This is a genomic window from Burkholderiaceae bacterium DAT-1 (assembly GCA_019084025.1).
Classification (GTDB): Bacteria; Pseudomonadota; Gammaproteobacteria; order Burkholderiales; family Chitinimonadaceae; genus DAT-1.
The window spans coordinates 1-20,147 of the sequence record JAHRBI010000004.1 but is presented as its reverse complement, the minus strand read 5'-3'; the positions used below and the strand labels follow the sequence as shown (position 1 = coordinate 20,147).

18 protein-coding genes are annotated in these 20,147 nt (G+C 53.5%); 8 read left to right on the top strand and 10 right to left on the bottom strand.

All coding sequences use genetic code 11. The features are described 5' to 3' along the window. Window positions 1-45 precede the first annotated feature (45 nt). The 6 genes from KSF73_08555 to KSF73_08530 all read left to right on the top strand — a co-directional run bounded on the left by KSF73_08555 (window position 46) and on the right by KSF73_08530 (window position 9,026). Window positions 46-831, top strand: coding sequence for a peptidylprolyl isomerase (locus KSF73_08555; GenBank protein ID MBV1775766.1), 786 nt, complete (start codon window positions 46-48; stop codon window positions 829-831). 40 nt (window positions 832-871) lie between these two features. Then, window positions 872-1,210, top strand: coding sequence for a P-II family nitrogen regulator (locus KSF73_08550; GenBank protein ID MBV1775765.1), 339 nt, complete (start codon window positions 872-874; stop codon window positions 1,208-1,210). A 183-nt stretch (window positions 1,211-1,393) separates the two neighbouring features. Then, entirely contained in the window at window positions 1,394-2,953 is a 1,560-nt protein-coding gene (locus KSF73_08545) for a PAS domain S-box protein (GenBank protein ID MBV1775764.1), read from the top strand. Beyond that, the gene (locus tag KSF73_08540; GenBank protein ID MBV1775763.1) at window positions 2,950-3,588 is read left to right on the top strand and encodes a response regulator transcription factor; all 639 of its coding nucleotides are present in this window, start codon (window positions 2,950-2,952) and stop codon (window positions 3,586-3,588) included. The genes KSF73_08545 and KSF73_08540 overlap by 4 nt, the downstream gene beginning before the upstream one ends. A 353-nt stretch (window positions 3,589-3,941) precedes the next feature. After that, window positions 3,942-6,944, top strand: coding sequence for a response regulator (locus tag KSF73_08535; protein ID MBV1775762.1), 3,003 nt, complete (start codon window positions 3,942-3,944; stop codon window positions 6,942-6,944). 3 nt (window positions 6,945-6,947) lie between these two features. Continuing rightward, the gene (locus KSF73_08530) at window positions 6,948-9,026 is read left to right on the top strand and encodes an EAL domain-containing protein (protein MBV1775761.1); all 2,079 of its coding nucleotides are present in this window, start codon (window positions 6,948-6,950) and stop codon (window positions 9,024-9,026) included. Here the strand turns inward: KSF73_08530 and fliR are convergent. The 10 genes from fliR to KSF73_08480 all read right to left on the bottom strand — a co-directional run bounded on the left by fliR (window position 9,023) and on the right by KSF73_08480 (window position 18,515). Next, window positions 9,023-9,811 carry a flagellar biosynthetic protein FliR gene (gene fliR / locus KSF73_08525; GenBank protein MBV1775760.1) on the bottom strand — a complete coding sequence of 263 codons (789 nt, stop codon included), beginning with the start codon at window positions 9,809-9,811 and terminating at the stop codon, window positions 9,023-9,025. The two genes, KSF73_08530 and fliR, sit on opposite strands and share 4 nt — an antisense overlap. Window positions 9,812-9,820: 9 nt before the next feature. Beyond that, the gene (gene fliQ, locus KSF73_08520) at window positions 9,821-10,090 is read right to left on the bottom strand and encodes a flagellar biosynthesis protein FliQ (protein MBV1775759.1); all 270 of its coding nucleotides are present in this window, start codon (window positions 10,088-10,090) and stop codon (window positions 9,821-9,823) included. Between the two features lie 22 nt (window positions 10,091-10,112). Beyond that, complete coding sequence (gene fliP / locus KSF73_08515; GenBank protein MBV1775758.1) at window positions 10,113-10,853, bottom strand: flagellar type III secretion system pore protein FliP; 741 nt, start codon at window positions 10,851-10,853, stop codon at window positions 10,113-10,115. Beyond that, on the bottom strand, window positions 10,850-11,185 hold the full coding sequence (gene fliO, locus KSF73_08510) for a flagellar biosynthetic protein FliO (GenBank protein MBV1775757.1): 336 nt from the start codon (window positions 11,183-11,185) through the stop codon (window positions 10,850-10,852). Before fliO ends, fliP begins: the two co-directional genes overlap by 4 nt. A gap of 263 nt (window positions 11,186-11,448) precedes the next feature. Beyond that, complete coding sequence (gene fliN / locus KSF73_08505; protein MBV1775756.1) at window positions 11,449-11,892, bottom strand: flagellar motor switch protein FliN; 444 nt, start codon at window positions 11,890-11,892, stop codon at window positions 11,449-11,451. Further along, complete coding sequence (gene fliM / locus KSF73_08500; protein ID MBV1775755.1) at window positions 11,885-12,904, bottom strand: flagellar motor switch protein FliM; 1,020 nt, start codon at window positions 12,902-12,904, stop codon at window positions 11,885-11,887. Before fliM ends, fliN begins: the two co-directional genes overlap by 8 nt. A 26-nt stretch (window positions 12,905-12,930) precedes the next feature. Next, entirely contained in the window at window positions 12,931-13,515 is a 585-nt protein-coding gene (locus KSF73_08495) for a flagellar basal body-associated FliL family protein (GenBank protein ID MBV1775754.1), read from the bottom strand. 119 nt (window positions 13,516-13,634) lie between these two features. After that, window positions 13,635-15,077: a flagellar hook-length control protein FliK gene (locus KSF73_08490; protein MBV1775753.1), complete on the bottom strand. Its 1,443-nt coding sequence runs from the start codon at window positions 15,075-15,077 to the stop codon at window positions 13,635-13,637. A gap of 397 nt (window positions 15,078-15,474) precedes the next feature. Further along, window positions 15,475-16,617, bottom strand: coding sequence for an MFS transporter (locus KSF73_08485; protein ID MBV1775752.1), 1,143 nt, complete (start codon window positions 16,615-16,617; stop codon window positions 15,475-15,477). Further along, a complete protein-coding gene (locus KSF73_08480; GenBank protein MBV1775751.1) occupies window positions 16,614-18,515 on the bottom strand; it encodes an ATP-binding cassette domain-containing protein in 1,902 nt (633 codons plus the stop codon). Before KSF73_08480 ends, KSF73_08485 begins: the two co-directional genes overlap by 4 nt. A 94-nt stretch (window positions 18,516-18,609) precedes the next feature. On the opposite strand from KSF73_08480, the gene KSF73_08475 reads away from it, so the two are divergent. Together KSF73_08475 and KSF73_08470 are read left to right on the top strand one after the other, a co-directional pair. Further along, entirely contained in the window at window positions 18,610-19,257 is a 648-nt protein-coding gene (locus tag KSF73_08475) for a hypothetical protein (protein MBV1775750.1), read from the top strand. 18 nt (window positions 19,258-19,275) lie between these two features. Further along, a complete protein-coding gene (locus KSF73_08470) occupies window positions 19,276-19,944 on the top strand; it encodes a hypothetical protein (protein MBV1775749.1) in 669 nt (222 codons plus the stop codon). Window positions 19,945-20,147 lie beyond the last annotated feature (203 nt).

The window sequence follows — 20,147 nt, the reverse complement described above, 5'->3', positions numbered from 1 at the left end:
GATTTAGACTCATAAGCAACTGACTTTCCGACAAGGACTACATACATGCAAAAGCGTTCCCGTCTTGCCCTGACCTTGGTCGCGGGCTTTGTTGCTGCAGCCGTCTTTGCAGCTGATGCACCTGTTGCCACCGTGAACGGCAGCGTGATTCCGCAAGCCAAGATGGATCTGATCCTGAAGGCTCAGTCCGAGCGCGGCGCAAAGGACAGCCCGGAACTGCGTCAGCAAATCCGTGACTTCCTGATCACCAACGAAGTGCTGATGCAAGAAGCACGCAAGCTGGGTCTGGACAAGACCGACGAATTCAAGGCTGAGCAGGAAATGGCTGTTCAGAGCGTGCTGCTGAATGCGTTCCAGAAGCATTTCCTGAAGACTACCGTGATCTCCGAAGATCAACTGAAGGCCGAATACGACCGCCTGAAGTCGCAAATGCCGTCCAAGGAATACCACGCTCGTCACATCCTGGTGAAGACCGAGAAAGATGCAAACGACGTGCTGGCCCAACTGAAGAAGGGCAAGAAGTTCGACGAACTGGCCAAGGCCAAGTCCGAAGATCCGGGTAGCAAGAATAACGGCGGCGATCTGGGCTGGACTGTGCCAGAAACCTTCGTGAAGGAATTCGGCGAAGCCATGACCAAGCTGCAACAAGGTCAGGTCTCCGCAGCGCCGGTCAAGACCCAGTTCGGTTACCACATCATCAAACTGGAAGGCGTGCGCACTGCAGAAGGCCCGAAGTTTGAAGAAGTGAAGCCGCAAATTCAGCAGCAACTGCAACGCGCTGCCTTTGAAAAGCTGATCACTGACAAGAAGGCCGCAGCCAAGATCGACTGATCTTTGCCGCATTTATTTAGTCCGGAGTAAGGGCATGCCCATGAAAAAACTCGAAGCCATCATCAAGCCGTTCAAGCTCGATGAAGTTCGCGAAGCGCTGGCCGAAGTCGGCATTTCTGGCCTCACAGTCAGCGAAGTGCGTGGATTCGGTCGCCAGAAAGGCCACACCGAGCTCTATCGCGGCGCCGAGTACATTGTTGATTTTCTGCCTAAGGTGAAAATCGAGGTGGTCATGCCTGCAGATAAGATTGACATGGCAATTGACGCCATCGTCAAAGCTGCTCGTACAGGCAAAATCGGGGATGGCAAAATTTTTGTCACCCCGGTCGAGCAGGTTGTACGTATCCGGACTGGGGAAACCGGGCCTGACGCTGTTTAACCACAGTCGATTCCAAGATCAAGCGCACCGTGCATGTCCGGTGCGCTTTTTTATTTGTACCCTGATACAAGTATATTCAGTGTGTTAGCCTGCAAACTGCAGCTTGAAACCTTGGCCCATCTCCATGTAAACAGATAAGTGCAGCCACACCACGATGAGGAACCGTGCAGTATGGTCAGATTGATGTCGCTCAGAATCAAGCGAGCCCTCCAGTCGCGCAATCATCAGACAAGCAAGGGCAAGTGCCGAACGCTGCGCACGCGAGCCGATGTCTCAATGAGCGACCATATTCTGAACCGGTTGCCGTTGATGGTAGGCTATTGGGATGCCTCACTGCGAAATCGCTATGGCAACGACGCCTACCAGTCCTGGTTTGGCGCCTCCGCCAAGCAAATGTACGGCAAACCCATCGAACATATTCTGGGCGAACACTATTACGCGCGAGTCAAAGACAATGTCAGGCAGGCGCTTGCAGGTAAACCGCAGCGACTGGAAAGTACCCTCACCGATTCGGCTGGCAATATCCAAGCGTATTTTCTGGTGCAATACCTGCCCTGCCCGGCTCCAAACGGTTCACGTGGTTTTATTGCAGTCGGGATGGATATTACCGACTACAAGCAGAAAGATGCCTTGATTCAGCAAAAAACCGAGGAGCTGATCTCCAGTGAAGCGCGCTATCGCGCCGTGGTGCAGGATCAGACCGAAGTGATTTCCCGGCTAACCGGCGATGGCAGGTACTTATTTACCAATGAAGTGTTCTGTCGTTTCTTTGGCAAAACATCCGAAGAAATGCGTGGTTCCAACTGGCATCCCCTCGTTTATAGCGAGGATTTTGAGCGCGTCAAGACGGAAATATCCCAGCTATCACCCAGCAATCCGGTTGTCATGATCGAAAACCGTGTCTATTCCGGTGAAGGAAAACTGTACTGGATGCAGTTTAGTAATCGTGGCACGTTCGACGAGGCTGGTAACTTGCTTGAGATCCAGTCGGTTGGCCGCGATATCAGCGAACGCAAACGTGCAGAAGTTGCACTCAATGAAGCCAATGCGGATCTGCGCGCCAGCCTAGCGCAGCTACGCAAACTCTCAATTGATGCCACGATGGCAGAAGCAAGGGAGCGACGTGCAATCGCCGATGACCTACACGATGATATTGGCCAAGCGCTACATATCATCCGACTCAAGCTCGACCAACTGCGACAAGACTGTCGTCCAGACCAACTGCCACACATTCAGGCATTGCAGACCATCGCAGACGATACCAGTCGGAATATCCGTACGCTAACGGCAGAACTCCACCCTCCCGTACTCAAGCAGCTTGGGCTCATTGCCACGCTAAAGTGGATCGTCCCGGAAATGGCGCGCGTCTATGGCCTAACCGTCCATTTAAGTTGCGACGAACACAAGCCTCCCCTATCTGATGTCCAGGCCATACTCGTGTACCGGACGGTGCGGGAACTCCTCATCAATATCGTTCGCCACGCTGGCGTCAACGATGCCTATATTGATGCACGATGCGCTCAGGATCGACTGCATCTTCGTATTACCGATCATGGCAGGGGAATGCAAGAAGAGACGCCATCCGCCAAGCAGACTCACCATCACGGGCTTGCCAGTGTCCGCGAGCGAATCGAATATATGGGGGGGCAACTTGTGATCCGCTCTCATCCAGGGTCCGGCACCTCCGTATGGATTGAAATGCCACTGGAAACGATCGCACAGGCAGATGGGAGTACGGCATGATCCGCCTATTTATCGCCGATGATCACCGCATGTTTCGTGAGGCGCTATGCAATACCCTGCAGGCCTCCGGCGAGTTTACGGTGATCGGAGAGGCGGGATCAGTCGCCGACACGCTGCAAAAAGTGGAGGATTTGCAACCCGATATGCTGTTGCTCGATATTGCTTTTCCTGATGGCAATGGAATAGAGGTCGTCAGCAAGCTTTCTCAGCGCCAGCCGGATCTGCCAGTGGTCGCCTTATCTGGCTATAGTGATCAGGTATTTCTTGATGAGATGCTACAACATGGCGCTCGTGCCTATGTCTTGAAATCATCCGGCGCCGATGAGCTCTTGGCGGCGCTGCGTGCAGTCATCAATGGGCATCTTTTCCTGTCGCCTGAACTCATGCGCAAGCTACTCAATAGCAAACATCACTCGGCAGCACCAGATGACGCACTTGAAAAACTCGGCCCCCGAGAGATTGAAGTGCTGACATTGATTGCGAATGGTGCCCGATCATCCGAAATTGCCATCCGGCTAGGCATTGCCATTAGTACTGTTGAAGTACATCGCCGCAATATCCGCCGTAAACTTGGCCTGCAAACCACCGCACAGCTGACACGATTTGCCATTCAAAGGGGATTGGCACGTATTTAAAAGCCCATCACTACCTAAAAATAGGTAGTGCGCTCATCATTTCCATGAATTGATTCACAGCTGACCGACTGCTAATTTCAAGGTTAAGCATGTTTGATATTTATTTCATGGAATACGATATGTTTATTATCCCGACTCAGCCTAGCGATATTTTCCCATATGGCGAGCCCCTCAATCTGCAGCCTGTAGATTGCCAGCGCCATACGAGTGGTCAGCATAGCTCACTCACGCGCTACTCACCGCTGCAATCTGCTCCCAAACCCCACATGGGATGCCCCAAAACCGCATATTGCATTGTTGCCAGATCCCACCCCTGACATTCCACTCAACGCTACGATCAAGGCTGCGCCACCATGCAAATCATGCATGAGCCGAAACCCGACACCTCCCAGCCCAGAGCAGGGGTGAGTGACTTGCAAGCGTATACCGACCGGATCTTGGCATCCATGCTAAGAAATGAGCTCGGATGGGCTTCGCGTCTGCTGCTGGCCATCCTATTTTCGGGATTTGCCCTACTCATCAGAATCAGCATTGCGCCAGTCAATGCTGGCCTGCAATTTGTTACGTTTTTTCCAACCGTCGCACTGATTGCCATGTTTCTGGGGCCGCTAGCCGGTCTATGGAGCACTGCATGCTGCGTATCCTTGTCGGTACTTTTTCTATTTCCACCCTATGCTGAGCTGTCCTTTGCCTGGAATGGACACACTTTTATTGCGGCCTCGGTCTTTGTGGCTGACGGCATCATCATCAGTATCGCGATTGGTTCCATGCATCGTTATTTCAATATGTATAAGAAAACGATCCTCGATCTGGAACAGACGATTTCCAAAAAAACCGACATCGAAAATGAATTGAAATATCAGCATCTCGCACTCAACGCACACGCGATAGTGGCGGAGACAGATGCCGCTGGCACAATTCAGTACGCGAATGAATTATTCTGCGAAATTAGCGGATATGCCCGACATGAACTCATCGGCCAGAACCATCGTCTGATCAATTCAGGCATTCATCCCAAATCTTTTTTTGTTGATATGTACGCGACAATTGCCAGGGGGAAAATCTGGCGAGGCGACATTTGCAATCGCAAAAAGGATGGATCGCATTACTGGGTTGCCACTACGATTATTCCATTCGTGGGCATATCCGGCAAACCCATTCGCTACATTGCCATTCGCACTGATATTACCGAGCAGCGCTTGGCAGAAGCACACGCCAGACAAGCTGCCGAAGCCAAATCCGTGTTTCTTGCCAATATGTCCCACGAAATTCGCACGCCCATGAATGCCATTCTCGGCCTGACACGACAGGCGATGGAGCAAATTCGTGATCCCGCATTGAATGCGCTCCTTAGCCGCATTGATCGCTCTGGCCAGCTTCTGATCGGCATTATTAATGACATTCTCGATTTTTCGCGGATTGAAGCCGGGCGCATGCCGATTGAATCCATTCCATTATCAGTTGAAATTGTAGTGCGCGATGTCATTGAATTATTTCTGCATACGGCCGATGCGAAGCAATTGAATGTGTATGTCGATATTCACCCGGATGTCCCGCTGCATATTCTCGGCGACCCATTACGCATCAGGCAAATTCTCAATAATCTAGTCGGCAATGCCATCAAATTTACTGAAACAGGGGATATCTGTTTACGCGTCTTCCGCTCTTCGCTTGCGGATGGTCAGGCTGGCCTGATCTTTTCCGTGGAAGATACTGGCATCGGTATTGCACCCTCCCAAATCGAACACCTATTCGAACCGTTTACGCAAGCGGATGGCAGCATCACGCGCAAGCATGGTGGTAGCGGCCTAGGGTTAAGTATTTCCCGGCGCCTGGCAGACTTGATGGGCGGAAGCTTAACCCTGCAAAGCGAACCGGGGAATGGCACCACTGCTCGCCTGGCCGTTGTCTGTAAAGCGGCGCCCCCTCTCGTATCCTTCCGGGAGATACCACAGCACGCCACTCAGACAGCCTCTCCGCCTGTCCTATGGATTCCCAGCCCGGATTCACGTACCAATCTAGGCATTACCACGCTACTGGACTCGTGGCAGATTACATATCAGACGCTAGCCAATCCTCAGGATATCTTTGAATGGCTCAATGCCTACCCCGGTGAACACGACCTTGCCATCCTTCACGGAGCGGACACAGGCAATCTCAAGCAGATTCGGGCAATTCGCCCATCAGCCCATTTCATTATCCTGTGCCGCACAAGCAATAAGCGGACACTCGCTCGCGATCTGGCAAGTTTCCACCCCACCGTGTTGTCCTATCCGGTATTACCGCAGGCGCTATGGCAGGCATTGCAAGCCACTCCGTCAATAGATGATGTCGCTCCAGCACAAGAGGAGGCAAGGCCTCGCATGCGTCCACTGGATGGACTACGCATTCTGTTAGTTGAAGATAACGATCTCAATCGCGAAGTAGCCTTGCATTTCTTGCAACGTCGAGGTGCGCTGGTCAGAGATTGCGAAAGCGGCGAGCAAGCGCTTTCCGCACTGGATCGTCATCCCTTTGATCTGGTGGTACTCGACCTGCATATGCCGGGCATGAGCGGGATCGAAACGTGTATGGTCATTCGCACACGATACACCCGCCATATTCCCGTTTTAGCCATGACTGCCGCCGTGATGCCGGAAGATCAGCAACGGTGCTGGGCGGCAGGGATGGACGGTTTTATAGCCAAGCCGTTTGATCCTGATGATGTCATCAGACAGATTCTGCACGCAGTACAGCGGGCAGGCACATCCTCCGGGCGTCCTATCCCCTCCACCGAAATCTTGCCGATATTCGACAAGGCGGGAGCGCTTGCACGGCTGGATGGCGACGAGCAACTGTTATCTACCTTATGCCAGCGTTTCGCCGAACGCCTGACGATTCTACTGGGTCTGCCGCCCTCCATTGCTACACTGCAGGACGCTACCTTGATTCATACACTGAAAGGCAATGCAGCCAATCTGGGCTGCATGGCACTTGCGCAAGCTGCTGGATCCTTCCTGCAGACATTGAATGCTCCAGCCGAGCAAGGGGCTCAGCATCGCGCAAGATCAGCCTTCAGAGAGCAGATGTCACAAGCACTACTGGCGCTATACGACATGGCTCGTCCGAAGTCGACAGATCCATCGACTCTCCCCATCCATCGACATCCGGCGATCCTACTCTCCCAGCTTAATCAGTCCTTGCTTTCGCATGAACTGCTGGCCGACAACCTACTGAACGAAATACGTGCGTACGCAGCACACGATCAAACGCCGACACTGGCTTGGCAATGCTTGATGCGCCATGTTGATGCACTTGATTTCGACGCAGCCCAAAGCTGTGTGACTGAACTCCTCAAACAGGTGACGGAGGCATAGACAATGGGAACCCGCTTAGAACAGGACAAACCGCTCCTGCTACTTGTCGACGATATGCCCGACAATATACATGTGCTGGCAGCCGCCCTGAAATCACACTACCGCATCAAAGCGGCCACCAGCGGCATCCACGCACAATCCATTCTGGAAGTGCGTGATGATCAGCCCGAACTGGTGATTCTGGATGTACAGATGCCGGGGATGAGTGGGATACAGTTACTGCGCCATATCCGCGATACGCCAGCCACACTTGATTTGCCCGTTATCATGATCACCGCCGACCCCGATGAGCAAAATCATCTGGATGGATTAACGCTAGATGCCGACGATTTCCTGATTCGTCCGGTCGCGCCCGCCATTCTAAAGCTGAGAGTACATAATCTGATTCGACGCCATCAGGATCAGATTCGTCTCAAAATCGCGTCACATGTTTTTCAATCGAGCGGTGAAGGCATTGTGATTGCCGATCAGCACCACATCGTAACGAATGTGAACCCCGCATACTTGCGCATGACAGGATTCGACAAATCCGAAGTGCTGGGATTGCCGTCCCCGGTGTCACCCGCATCCAACCCCGAGTTGGCGCATCATTCGATACACCAGCAATTGGAAACCACAGGATACTGGACAGGTGAACTGGAGGGTCAGCGCAAGGATGGGAGCGCCTTCCCGATGATGGTCACCCTGGGCGCAGTTTTTAACGAGGGTGGAGATCCGGCGTTTTATATTACCAATCATGTGGACATTTCGGCCATTAAGGAAGCCCAGCGCCAGATTGAATTTATTGCGCATCATGACAGCCTGACCAAGCTTCCCAACCGCTTCCATCTGCAGGTTTATCTTGATCAGGCGCTTCCCATCGCCAGGCGTATCGGTGAACAACTTGCAATCATTTTCTTAGATCTCGACCGCTTCAAACACATCAATGATTCTTTAGGACATGCTATCGGTGACTTGCTGCTGATTGAGGTCGCAGCAGTGATCCGGCGCTGTATACGGGAATCTGATCTGGTTGCGCGACTAGGCGGCGATGAGTTCGTCATTGCATTGCGCGGGCATGATCTATATCCCGCAGCAGCCTCCATTGCCGACAAGTTCCGCAGGCAGATGTCACAGCCCTTTCTGATTGCAGGGCACGAGCTATACACCACCGCCAGTCTGGGCATCGCCATCTACCCAGATAATGCCGATAGTATCGACACCCTGATGCAGCATGCAGACACCGCCATGTATTCAGCGAAAGCCAATGGCGGCAATCAATTCTGTTTTTTTGCGCAGGATATGAATCGTTTTGCGCAGGAAATTTTGCTGCTGGAAAACCGGCTACATCAAGCCATCGTCCATCATCAGCTTCAACTGTACTATCAACCTCAGTTCAGCTTGATAACAGGGCAGCTTGTCGGACTCGAAGCACTATTGCGCTGGCATGATCCCCTACGCGGCATCATTCTGCCTGATGTGTTTATTCCGCTGGCCGAGTCCAGCCATTTAATGACTGAAATTGGACTGTGGGCACTTGAGCAGGCGTGCCAGCAAGCTGCCGACTGGTTGAAGCAAGGCTATGATTTCGGACACATGAGCGTCAATGTCTCTCCCAAGCAGTTTGCACAAATGGATATTCTGGCCAGCGTCAGGCATACGCTTGAACAAACTGGCCTGCCCGCAGACAGGCTCAAACTGGAAATCACCGAGACGGCTGTCATGAATGCGCCGACAGAAGCGCGCCATATCTTGCACGAGCTACGCAGGCTGGGTGTTCACATAGCTCTGGATGACTTTGGTACTGGTTATTCGTCGCTGGCGCAACTGCAACACCTGCCCATTGATTGCCTGAAAATCGACAAAGTATTTTTGTACGGAATCGGACAGCCTTCGAATGGGAAAGAAAAAACGGGGGTGATCGCAAAAGCGGCAATCGCGCTGGCGCATGCATTAGGATGCGAAGTCATTGCGGAAGGAGTGGAAACGGTGGCACAACGCGAATTTCTCAGGCATTGCGGGTGCGATCAGGCGCAGGGCTATCTATACGCGCCACCGTGTCATACAAATGAAGTCGTGCGATGGCTGTCAAATGCACCCTAACCGTGCGCCAGCACCTTGGCGATCTCCGGCCCCCGTTTGGCCGCCCACTCAATCAGCATATGCACCAGGCCCGCCATGGCAGGCAGTGAAAAGTACATTGCCCCCAAGCCAATACCCAGCGTGAGGGGCATACCAATAGCAAACACATTGAGCTGAGGAGCAGCTCTGGACATCACCCCGATTGAAAGATTGGTAATCAGGACAGCAGCCACGGTTGGCAGGGACAGAATCACCCCGTAATGGAACACCAGCCCGGCGGCATCCACCAGCGCTTTGAAACCAGCACCATGAAAAGGTGCAGCAGCGACAGGCAAAGCAGAAAAGCTCTTGATCAGGGTATGTAGCACCAGTAAATGCCCATCCATCACCAGAAAAAGGAGCATCGTCAACAGGCTGTAGAGCTGGGACATCACTGCCGTGGTTGCCCCGTGCTGCGGATCATAAAAGCTGGCAAACCCGAGGCCCATTTGCAGGCCTGCGGTATGACCCGCCAGTTCAATGGCCACAAACACCAATTTGGTCACATACCCGAGTGATAGGCCGATGAGCACCTGCTGCAACAGAATCATGATGCCCATTGGTGATACGACCTCGACCACAGGCATGGGTGGCAATACCGGTACGATGGCGATGGTCAGCACGACGGCAAAGCCTGTCTTAATCGACCGAGGTACCCCCCCGATCGACAGCCAGGGATCGGTTGCAAACCAGGCCATCACCCGTACTAGCGGCCACATGAACATAGTCAGCCAAGATTGAAATTGCGCATCCGTAATCGTAAACATGCGCTCTGCCTAGCCAATCATGCTCGGAATACTGCGAAACAGGCGGATGGTGTAATCCATCAGTACCTGCAACATCCACGGACCTGCAAATACGGTCACCAGAAAGGTCACCAGCAGCTTGGGTATAAACGACAGTGTCGCCTCGTTGATTTGCGTGGCAGCCTGAAAGATGCTGACCGTCAGACCCACAAGCAAACCACTGATGAGCAAAGGGCCACCCACCATTACCAGCACTTCAAAGGCGCGCTGCATCAGCGTAATCACGGTTTCCGGCGTCATGATGTACCTCTAATCTGCAGCTTCAAGTATAAAAACTCTGAACCAGCGAACCGATTAATAGCGTCCAGCCATCCACCAGTACAAACAGCATCATCTTGAACGGTAAGGCAATGGTCACTGGACTCACCATCATCATCCCCATCGCCATCAAGATACTGGCGACCACCAGATCAATAATCAGAAACGGGATAAACACCAGAAACCCGATCTGAAACGCTGTTTTCAGTTCGCTGGTGACATAGGCCGGAACCAGTACCTTGAGACTGATATCCTCCGGCCCCGCAGGTTTGGCGCTATTGGAAACCTCAATGAAAAAAGCGAGGTCTTTCTGGCGGGTTTGCCGGATCATGAAGGCTTTGAGCGGCTTGGCTCCACGCTCCACGGCTTCGTTAAAGCTGATTTTGTCTTCGCTATAAGGCTGATAGGCATCCACCCAGATCTTGTCGAATACAGGCGACATCACGAAAAAGGTGAGGAATAAAGACAAGCCCACAATCACCTGATTGGGAGGAGCCTGCATGGTGCCCAAAGCCTGGCGTAGCATCGACAGGACAATCACAATGCGCGTAAAAGCCGTCATCATCAATAAGATGGCGGGCAAAAACGTCAGGGAGGTCAGAAACAGTAGCGTCTGAACGGTGAGGGTATACGATTGCCCCGCTCCGGGCGCGGGTTTACTTGTCATCAAGGGGATACCGTCCGCAGCAAAGGTCGGCAGTATCATCAGACTAGCCAGCACCAGAATCGGAAGCAGGCGCCTCATGGTTCCACCTCTTCCGACTCGCGTTTCTGCATCTGGCGAATAGCCAGGCTCAGGCGCTGCGAGAATGGAACGGTTAGCTGAATGGTCTCTCGTTCAGGCGAGGACGCAGGTTTAGGCAGCGAGTGCAACAAGCCCACTTCGCTGCTCGTCACCCCTAGAACCAGCCAAGTGTCCTGCACTTCAACGACAACCACACGTTCTTTCTGCCCGACCATGACGCCAGACACCACACGAACAGCTGCCGCATCGCCCATCGCACGGCTCTGTAAACGCTTCATCCCCCAGAGCGTGGCGAAAATCGCACCAAGGACACATATTAGCGCCAGCGTCATTTGCAGTATGCCGCCTGCGGAAGCGCTGGCCACGGGTGCCAGTGCAGGCGATGTTGCGGGAGATACCGCTTGCTCAGCGGCAAAACAGGATACGGCCCACACCGTACAGGCTGCCCTCGTCAGCCGGCCGACTTGCTGGATCATGATGTTGTACCTGTCGTCTTTTATTTTATGGGTAATACGTCAGGGTCAGATGACTCCCTCATCTTTTGTTATAGATTGAATTGATTGATTTGCCACGAGGGTGTGGCAAACATGCATCGTTAACGATGCAAACGGCGAATCCGCTCTGCTGGCGTAATGATGTCAGTCAGACGAATACCAAACTTGTCATTCACCACCACGACTTCACCCTGTGCAATCAACGTGCCGTTCACCAGAACATCCATTGGTTCCCCTGCCAACCCGTCCAACTCCACCACCGAGCCCTGTGCCAATTGCAGCAGACTGCGAATGGCAATCTTGGTACGCCCGAGTTCAACCGTCAGGCTCACCGGGATATCGAGAATCATGTCGATACTGGTGGGCTGGGCGGGAACCGCATTACTCGCATCAAATTTCTGGAAGATATCAGCGGCAGAGATCGCAGGCTGCGAGGCTGCGACATTGCTTGTTTCTTCCGCCGGCATTGCACTGGCATCTGCCGCTTGCTGTTCCGCGAGCGCAGCTGCCCAGTCGTCCATTCCCTGTTCGTTTTCATTACTCATCGGAGAGCTCCTCGAGCGGATCGTCATCGTCCAGCAGCAGATTTTCCGGGGCGGTCAGAATTCGCTCGACCTGAATGGCATACTGACCCCGATTGGTACCGTAATGTCCTTCAATCAAGGGAACACCATCCACAGTGCCAACAATACATTCCGGGATTTCCAGCCCGATAACATCTCCTACCTTTAATTCCACAATATCGCCCAGCGTGATGTCTGCGGAGCCGAGCGATACCACCAGTTGCACATCTGAATTCTGAATTTCGCGCGACAGCAATTTGAGCCAGCGATTATCAGCCTCCATGCGGTCAGCCTGCATGGAGCTGTACAGCAAATCACGCAAAGGCTCGATCATCGAATAGGGGAAACACACGTGAAAATCGCCGCCGCCCGAACCCAACTCAATCTTGAAGGTAAACGCCACCACCACTTCGGTTGGCGTGGCGATATTGGCAAACTGCGTGTTCATCTCCGAGCGGACGTAGGTAAATTCGGTCTTGAAAACCGGCTCCCACGCCTTGCGATACTCTTCCATCACCACCTCCAGCAACCGCTGGATAATCCGCTGCTCGGTCGGCGTGAAGTCTCGGCCTTCCACCCGGACGTGATAGCGGCCATCTGACCCGAACATGTTATCTACCACCAGAAACACAAAGTCCGGATCGAAAATAAACAGCCCGGTTCCCCGTAAGGGCTTCATGTGAATCAGATTCAGGTTGGTCGGCACCACCAGATTGCGGATAAATTCGCTGTATTTCTGGACGCGTACTGGCCCCACCGAAATTTCAGCGGATCGGCGCATGAAATTGAACAAACCGATGCGCATATTCCGCGCAAAACGCTCATTGATCACTTCCAGCGTCGGCATCCGGCCACGGACAATGCGCTCCTGACGGCCGATGTCGTACAGGCGCAAGCCCATCGCATCTAGCGCGTCCTCGGCCTCTTCTTCCTCGCCTGTTACACCCCGCAGGAGGGCATCAACCTCTTCCTGCGAAAGAATGTCATCTGCCATGGCAGTACCTGTCCGCTACCCACACTTTATTGAATGATGAAGGTCTTGAACTCGACACTCATCACGCCATCTTCCTCATCCTTGGCCCCGAGTACCCGGTTGACGGTCGTTTTGACCTCTTCCATCAGCTTGAGTCGGGACTCCACCGTTGTCAGTTCTTCTGGCTTTTTAGAGCCCAGAATCAGCAAGATCTGACTGCTCAGGCGCGGGATATATGCCTTAATGACTTCCTGCTGTTTCTCGTCAGCCACCTGTACATTCACCTCGGTCTGAAGTACAGAATTGCCGCCCTGCAGATTCACCGTAAAGGTATCGAGCTTCATGAATAAGGGCACATCGCCGTGCTCTCCCTTCTTTTTTTCCTTTTTCTTTTTCTTATGGCCTTTATCTTCATCTTCGCTCTCCGCCTGATGCTCCGTGGCGGCTTGTTGCGCCTCGCTGTAATTCTGCGTATTTGAGAGGCTAAATATCAGATATAGCGCAAGCGCCCCTCCGACCAAGATGACCAGAATCAGCACAATGATCACCACATACAGCAAGGTGTTCTTTTTGGGCTTGGGTGCTGCGTCAGCTGCTTCCGGAGCAGGCGCGCTTTTTTTTGCGTCAGACATGTTCAACCTTCCGAATATCGCCGTGGGTTAAGATGTGAGTCTTGACTTTCAAGACGGCTCTTTTCGTTATAAGTCATGCATTCTGCCCATCCAAGCCAAAGCCAGCGCTTGCATGCATTTCATACAAACAGGTTGACATTGCCGGGTGCCTGTATGGTCATCATCCGGGTTCGCACAGATGCCTCCGCGCTTTCCACACCATCATCGCGCATACCTTGGCCATTGCGGCGTCCCGCTTGTCGGTCTGATTGATCCTGCTGCTGGGATTGCCCCTGGCCTAACTGCACTTGCGCTTGAGCAAGCTGGATACCACTATCGCCCAACATATGGTTCAGCTGGGGTAAAGCCGCATTCAGGGCGGCCTGTACACTTTCATGTGCTGCAACAAACGTCAGAGAGGCCTGATTACCTTCCAGCGACAACTTCACCGATACTGGCCCCAGATGCAGCGGGTTCAGCTGCATTTCCACCTGCTGACGCCCCTCGCCCACCTGCATTAGTACCCGCTGACCGATCGCCTGCCCCCACCCTTCCGCGCCAACGGGGACCGCGATCTGGCTATCGAGTGCCGTCGCCTTTGGCGTCACGGCGGCGGACGCGCCACGTTGCTGCATCATGGACAGTGTCGCGCGGAACCCTGCGTCCACCTGAAGATCCGAATTGCTTTGCTGGACCGATGACAAAGTATGCGACTGAGTTGCCGCCAGTGCCCCCCCTTGATCCGTCGCCGCCGAGAGTCTGTTTACCATGTCGGTCGGCAGACTCGTCAACGCTGCGCCATCCATGCCGTCACCCTGTGCCGCATGAAGTGTCACCTCCCGCATTTTCTCGAAAGGTGTGACCTTTGCCTGGGCATCCAGTACAGTTGCCTTCCCACTCTGCTTACCCAATACATCGGACTGCAGTTCAACGGCTGATGATTCAGCCACGGTCTGGGCGGGCGCAACCTGCACGGTTGCCAAACCTGACACCTGTGCCATCAAGTCAGCCAGAACGGTTGTCTGTTCGCTGCCCTTTTCCGGTTCCAGATATGGATTTTCGACATCAATAGTGCCTTGGTCGATGGCAGGTGGGCGCTCGAGCACACAGGTCAACCCATTGCTTTGCCTGAGCTGATCAATAAATGACGCATCGCTAAAGACTCCAGCGCATTCATCCTCCGCTCCGTTGTCCTGTACTTTGCTCGATTTGCCTGTGACCTTGCTTCGATGGCTGCCAGTTGCTTCATCAGGATGCTGCGAGGAAGTTGAATTGGCACCAGATGGTAGATCTTTACTTGATGGTTCCTCAGGCTGTTCCACACTCTGTTTAGCCGCCGCTGGACGACCGTTCGCTTGAACAGGGGTGCCAGCACTGCCGCGCTGACCTGATACCGGCTGGGCGCTCTTGAACGGCGCGTGTTGCGTGTCATTTCGCGCAGCGTCAGAGCGAACATTCGCTAACTGCGCATGAAATGCCGTGGGTTCCAATGCCTGCGGCCCCGTCAGCTTGAATGCAGCATTGGCGGCCTTCGAGGTCTGAGTCGCTTTCAGGCCATCGGCCACGCTGATAGATGCTTGCATCACTGTCTCCCACCATAGGACAGACTCAGCTAAGCAATCTTGATGCCAAATAGAAATTCATTGCTGCACATGCAAGAGATAAGGTCAGAGCGATCCGCATGATGGACGTGCCAAAAACCTGAAGCACCCCAGCCCAATAAGGCATCCATGGCGGACACATTCAAAATCGCAGCCGTCACAATCCTCTCACCGGAGATGGGGTTAAGCGAGTTCAGTTGGGCGATTCATTTGCTACAAAGGCAGCGTATTCATACGACAGAGGAAATTATTGCCAGCAGTACCCGGCAAATTGTTGATGCCGAGCATCAGTCGTCACACAGCATCACCTGCGCGACACACGGATACCCAGCTAAAGGAACGCCGCTCGCCGCGATATCATGGCGGTGCTCAGACCGGTTCAACGCAATAAGCGGGCTCGCATGGCGGTCAGCGCAACAGTCATACTCACCAACGCTAGAAATATCATCCCGCCACGTAATCCTGTCGACGCCACCACGGCCCCCATCACCGGCGGGCCCATCAGTCCACCGCTGTAACCAAGCGTTGCAACGGCAGCAATGGCTGCGGGGCCTTCTTTACCTGCAACACTAAAAATACAAGGGAACACACCCGCGATCCCGATACCCGCCGCGACAAATCCTGCACATGCCATGCCAAAGCTTGACGAGACGGCGGCCACCAACAACCCCAGCGCAGCTACCAGACTACCCACGCCGACCACGAAACCAGCCCCTTTGCTGTCTCGTACCTTATCCCCTGCCAGACGGGCTAGCAACATTGATGCCGCAAATACCGCATATCCCAGGGGCGCAGCCGCTTCTCCCGAATGAATGGCATCGCGCATGAAAAGCGCAATCCAGCTACTCAGTGAACCCTCGCTGATTGCCCCCAGAAAAGCAATCACACCGACCAGAATCAATGCGCCATGGGGCATCACAAACGTTGATGACTGGCGGGCAGCATCCGGTTCGTCTGAGGGAAGATTGCGAAATGCCCATGCAAGCGGAAGATATAAGGCTGCCGCCACCACCGCAAAATGTACCAATGGCGAAATGGCACTTCCGGCGGCAGCACTGCCGATCAATGCACCTGCAAATGTTCCAACGCAAAACCATGCATGCAATGTCGACATGATGGATCTGCCCGCATGCTTTTCCGCCACGGCACCCATCGCATTAATGGCCACGTCAAATACACTGGCACACACCCCGCTCAGCAGCAGGCCAAACATCAACAAAGGCCAGCTCGGCCAGATTGCCAGACTCACCAGAACGATTAATAAAGCAGCACCAGAACAGAGCGCGGTCTTTCTCGCCCCCAAACGCGCCAGCGCAAATGCTGACACAGGAAAGGACAACACCGAACCAATCCCGCCTCCGAGCAATACCGTACCTAGTGCGCCGGGGGATAAATCCAGCGCGTCACGTAACGCCGGCACGCGTGCCGACCACGTTGCGTACACCACCCCCAAAAGGAAAAACAAAACCAGAACCGCGTAGTATTCCCGACGTGCCACACTGGATTCGTTCAAATGACTCATGCCTGCTCCAAGGTGTCCAGTTCTTCCTGCAAGCCCAGCCAGCGCTCTTCCAGTACAGCAAGCTTGGCACTCACTTCGGCTTCCTCACGTACCGTATCACGAAGCTTATCCTTGAATTCAGGCTGATAAATGTCCTCACCTGCCAGCAAGGCGGCCAGTCGATCCTTCTCGATGGTCAACTTGGACATCTCCTGCTCGACCTTAGCCAGTTCCTTTTCCAGCGGTTTTTTCAAGGCGGACATACGCTGCCGCGCCTCGGCTTCCAATCGCTTTTGCTGCTTACGATCAAGGTCTGATGCTGGTGTAGCAGCAGCGGTTGCAGCCTTCACCAGCGCCTCCGCCTCCTGACGCATGCGCCGGTAGTCATCGAGGTCGCCATCGAATGGCGTCTGTTTGCCACCATCAATTAACCAGAACTGATCTGTGGTCGCGCGTAACAAATGTCGATCATGTGACACAACGATAATTGCGCCGACATAGTCCTGAAGCGCCAATGTCAACGCATGGCGCATCTCCAGATCCAAGTGATTGGTCGGCTCATCCAGCAGTAATAAATTTGGGCGCTGCCACACAATCAACGCCAGCGCCAGGCGAGCCTTTTCCCCTCCGGAAAAGGGTTCAACAGGACTGGAGGCCACATCGCCCCTAAAATCAAATCCCCCAAGGAAATCGCGGAATGCTTGCTCGCGTCCGGTAGGATCAATTTTCTGCATGTGCCACAGCGGCGACTGATCCATGCGCAGATATTCCAGTTGGTGCTGGGCGAAATAGCCGATCTTCAGGCCTTTGCCTTCTGTTCGCGACCCTGCGCTCAGCGTCAAGTCACCTGCCAGAAGCTTGATCAGTGTCGATTTACCCGCGCCATTTCGCCCCAGCAAACCGATCCGTGCGCCCGACTCGATACTCAGATTGACGCGATCCAGAATCACCTTATCGCCATAGGCGAGTCGGCCATGCTCAATGCGTAACAGTGGGTTCGGGCTAGATTCGGGTTCGCGAAATGCAAACTCAAAGGGAGAATCAACATGCGCTGCAGCGATTTTCTCCATCCGTTCCAAAGCTTTGATGCGCGACTGAGCCTGGCGCGCCTTTGTCGCCTGCGCTCTGAAACGGTCAATATACTTTTGCAGATGCGCCATTTCACGCTGCTGCTTATCATAAGCCTGTTGCTGCTGGGCTAGCTTCTCGGCACGCTGACTTTCAAAGTCAGCATAATTACCCGTATACAGCTCGAGATTGCTATTGGCCAGATATGCGATGTGATTCACCGTCGCGTCCAGGAAGTCGCGATCATGAGAGATCAGCAACAATGTGCCGGGATAACTTGCAAGCCAGCCTTCCAGCCACATGACCGCTTCCAAATCCAGGTGATTGGTCGGCTCATCGAGTAGCAACAAATCTGACCGGCACATCAATGCCTGAGCCAGGTTTAATCGCATGCGCCAGCCACCGGAAAATCCTGCCACTGACTTGAGTAGTTCATCCTGACTAAAACCAAGACCTGCCAGCAGACGGGAAGCACGAGACTCCGCGGCATACCCATCAATGGCCTCCAGTCGAGCCAGCCATTCTCCGTGTTTCATTCCATCATTGGACGTAACATCTAGTTCGCGCTGCACCAGACGTAACTCAGCATCGCCATCCAGCACATACTCCAGCGCAGACTGCTCCAGTGCGGGCGTTTCTTGGCGCACCGATGCAATGACCAGATTGCCGGGCAAATCCAGTTCACCGCCATCTGGCAACAACTCGCCGCGCAATAATCCAAAAAAGCTGGATTTGCCAGCACCATTTGGTCCAACCACCCCAACGCGTTGCCCGCGATGCAGAATCAAGTTAGCCCTGTCGAGTAGCACCTTGGTGCCTCGACGCAAAACAAGAGATGTCAGTCTGATCATGCCGGGATTTTACCAGAGCCCGGCCTCACACATCCCAGTTAGCAGGTTTTTATCCGTGTTCTAGAATAAAAGTCTGCCGAGCGGAGGATGGTCAATGGCAGTCGAAGGTAACGACGCCCACAATGCGCTGAACGCCTATCTGTCATTGCTGAAAAGCAAGGGGGCAGCGACCGGCCTATTGAATCAGCGAAAGCATTTCCTTCGCTACCTGATTTCAGCTCTGGATGCGCAACAGAATCAATATATCGATGAGGTGGATGCCGGATTCCGGCAGGCGGTCGATATGACGCTGAATCGCTTTCCAGAGCGAGAACATATCGACATTCTTACCTGCTCCCGGGAGTTCTATCCGTTTTGGATGGGCGATTTAAAAACCATCAGCAGGATGCATGCTGCGAATGCACTGAGTACACAAGTGGCGGAACTCGATTTTGATCGCGACATGATTAGCATGTTCACTCGCATGGATGCGGATCCCTGGTCGAGGCAAGTCCCCCTCAGCCTGGAGCGATACATCACTCAGCTCAAGCAGAATAATGCTGCGGAAGCGGTCATCGACCTCAATGAACGCATCCTCATGCTCCTAATGTATGGCATTCGCCGGGCAGATCCTTCGCCAAACATTTATCGTGCCGGTGTCGATGCAATTTTGCTGATGTTTCCGCGTGATGAAGGGCGTAAAACATTCATTACGGTCGCCCGTGAGTTCTTCTACTTCTGGAATGAAGATACACCCCCCTAAGGTCAAAGGATCATCGTCATGGCGCTTACCGATCCGATCGAGTCGTATCTTGCTGAATTAAAAGCTGCCGGTACACCCATCAAGAAGCTTAACAATGCGCGTCACTTTGTGCGCCAGTTGCAGCATTACCTTCGGCAGTCCCCCGTGGGCGAACACGCTTACCGCAACGCAACCGAACTGACGATGCGGATTCTGCCCGAATCCATTCACGAAGAATTTCTCGACATCATTCGCGGATTTCACCCTTATTGGCTTGGCGAATCACCAAGCGCAGATGAAAATACAGCGACATCAAGGCTACCGAATCTACTTGCCGACAGCAAAGCAGACGTAGCATTTAATCTATCTGTCAGCGCGCTTGAACGCTTGTTATTTCATGCGCGGGGCAGAGAAAACTACCTTGCAGGACTAACAAGCGCGGGGCTGAATCCCGCCTATATCAGATGTCGCACCCAATTATCAGATGTCATTTCGTTTGCCATGAAAGATCATGATATCTCGGCGGATGCCTACCGTCTGGCGGTAGATCAGTTACTCGACGAGATCGAGGCACCAGGCGCACGAGAAATCATTATCGCAGTGGCAAGGGAGTATTACTATTTCCTGGCGCAATCCAGCAATGCCATTTCATCCATTCAAAGCGACTTAGACGTCAGCCCGCTTCTACAACTGTTGCCCAGTGACTGAGCACAGGATGTCTTCAGCGCCCACACATTCGTCAATGTGTGTTTCAGATGCCCAAACGCAAAAACCCCGACCAGTCTCCTGATCGGGGTTTGCATACATCTATTGATGTTGGGGAGCCTGGCGGTGACCTACGTTCACACGGGAACCCGCACTATCATCGGCGCAGCTTCGTTTCACGGTCCTGTTCGAAATGGGAAGGCGTG

What these genes read in the sequence shown, in the direction of transcription:
- fliQ (MBV1775759.1), bottom strand. Translation starts at nt 10,090, where the DNA reads ATGACGCCGGAAACCGTGATTACGCTGATGCAGCGCGCCTTTGAAGTG.
- fliR (MBV1775760.1), bottom strand. Translation starts at nt 9,811, where the DNA reads ATGTTTACGATTACGGATGCGCAATTTCAATCTTGGCTGACTATGTTC.
- KSF73_08545 (MBV1775764.1), top strand. Translation starts at nt 1,394, where the DNA reads ATGTCGCTCAGAATCAAGCGAGCCCTCCAGTCGCGCAATCATCAGACA.
- fliO (MBV1775757.1), bottom strand. Translation starts at nt 11,185, where the DNA reads ATGACGCTGGCGCTAATATGTGTCCTTGGTGCGATTTTCGCCACGCTC.
- KSF73_08495 (MBV1775754.1), bottom strand. Translation starts at nt 13,515, where the DNA reads ATGTCTGACGCAAAAAAAAGCGCGCCTGCTCCGGAAGCAGCTGACGCA.
- KSF73_08535 (MBV1775762.1), top strand. Translation starts at nt 3,942, where the DNA reads ATGCAAATCATGCATGAGCCGAAACCCGACACCTCCCAGCCCAGAGCA.
- KSF73_08490 (MBV1775753.1), bottom strand. Translation starts at nt 15,077, where the DNA reads ATGCAAGCATCTATCAGCGTGGCCGATGGCCTGAAAGCGACTCAGACC.
- fliP (MBV1775758.1), bottom strand. Translation starts at nt 10,853, where the DNA reads ATGAGGCGCCTGCTTCCGATTCTGGTGCTGGCTAGTCTGATGATACTG.
- KSF73_08475 (MBV1775750.1), top strand. Translation starts at nt 18,610, where the DNA reads ATGGCAGTCGAAGGTAACGACGCCCACAATGCGCTGAACGCCTATCTG.
- fliN (MBV1775756.1), bottom strand. Translation starts at nt 11,892, where the DNA reads ATGAGTAATGAAAACGAACAGGGAATGGACGACTGGGCAGCTGCGCTC.
- fliM (MBV1775755.1), bottom strand. Translation starts at nt 12,904, where the DNA reads ATGGCAGATGACATTCTTTCGCAGGAAGAGGTTGATGCCCTCCTGCGG.
- KSF73_08555 (MBV1775766.1), top strand. Translation starts at nt 46, where the DNA reads ATGCAAAAGCGTTCCCGTCTTGCCCTGACCTTGGTCGCGGGCTTTGTT.
- KSF73_08470 (MBV1775749.1), top strand. Translation starts at nt 19,276, where the DNA reads ATGGCGCTTACCGATCCGATCGAGTCGTATCTTGCTGAATTAAAAGCT.
- KSF73_08480 (MBV1775751.1), bottom strand. Translation starts at nt 18,515, where the DNA reads ATGATCAGACTGACATCTCTTGTTTTGCGTCGAGGCACCAAGGTGCTA.
- KSF73_08550 (MBV1775765.1), top strand. Translation starts at nt 872, where the DNA reads ATGAAAAAACTCGAAGCCATCATCAAGCCGTTCAAGCTCGATGAAGTT.
- KSF73_08540 (MBV1775763.1), top strand. Translation starts at nt 2,950, where the DNA reads ATGATCCGCCTATTTATCGCCGATGATCACCGCATGTTTCGTGAGGCG.
- KSF73_08530 (MBV1775761.1), top strand. Translation starts at nt 6,948, where the DNA reads ATGGGAACCCGCTTAGAACAGGACAAACCGCTCCTGCTACTTGTCGAC.
- KSF73_08485 (MBV1775752.1), bottom strand. Translation starts at nt 16,617, where the DNA reads ATGAGTCATTTGAACGAATCCAGTGTGGCACGTCGGGAATACTACGCG.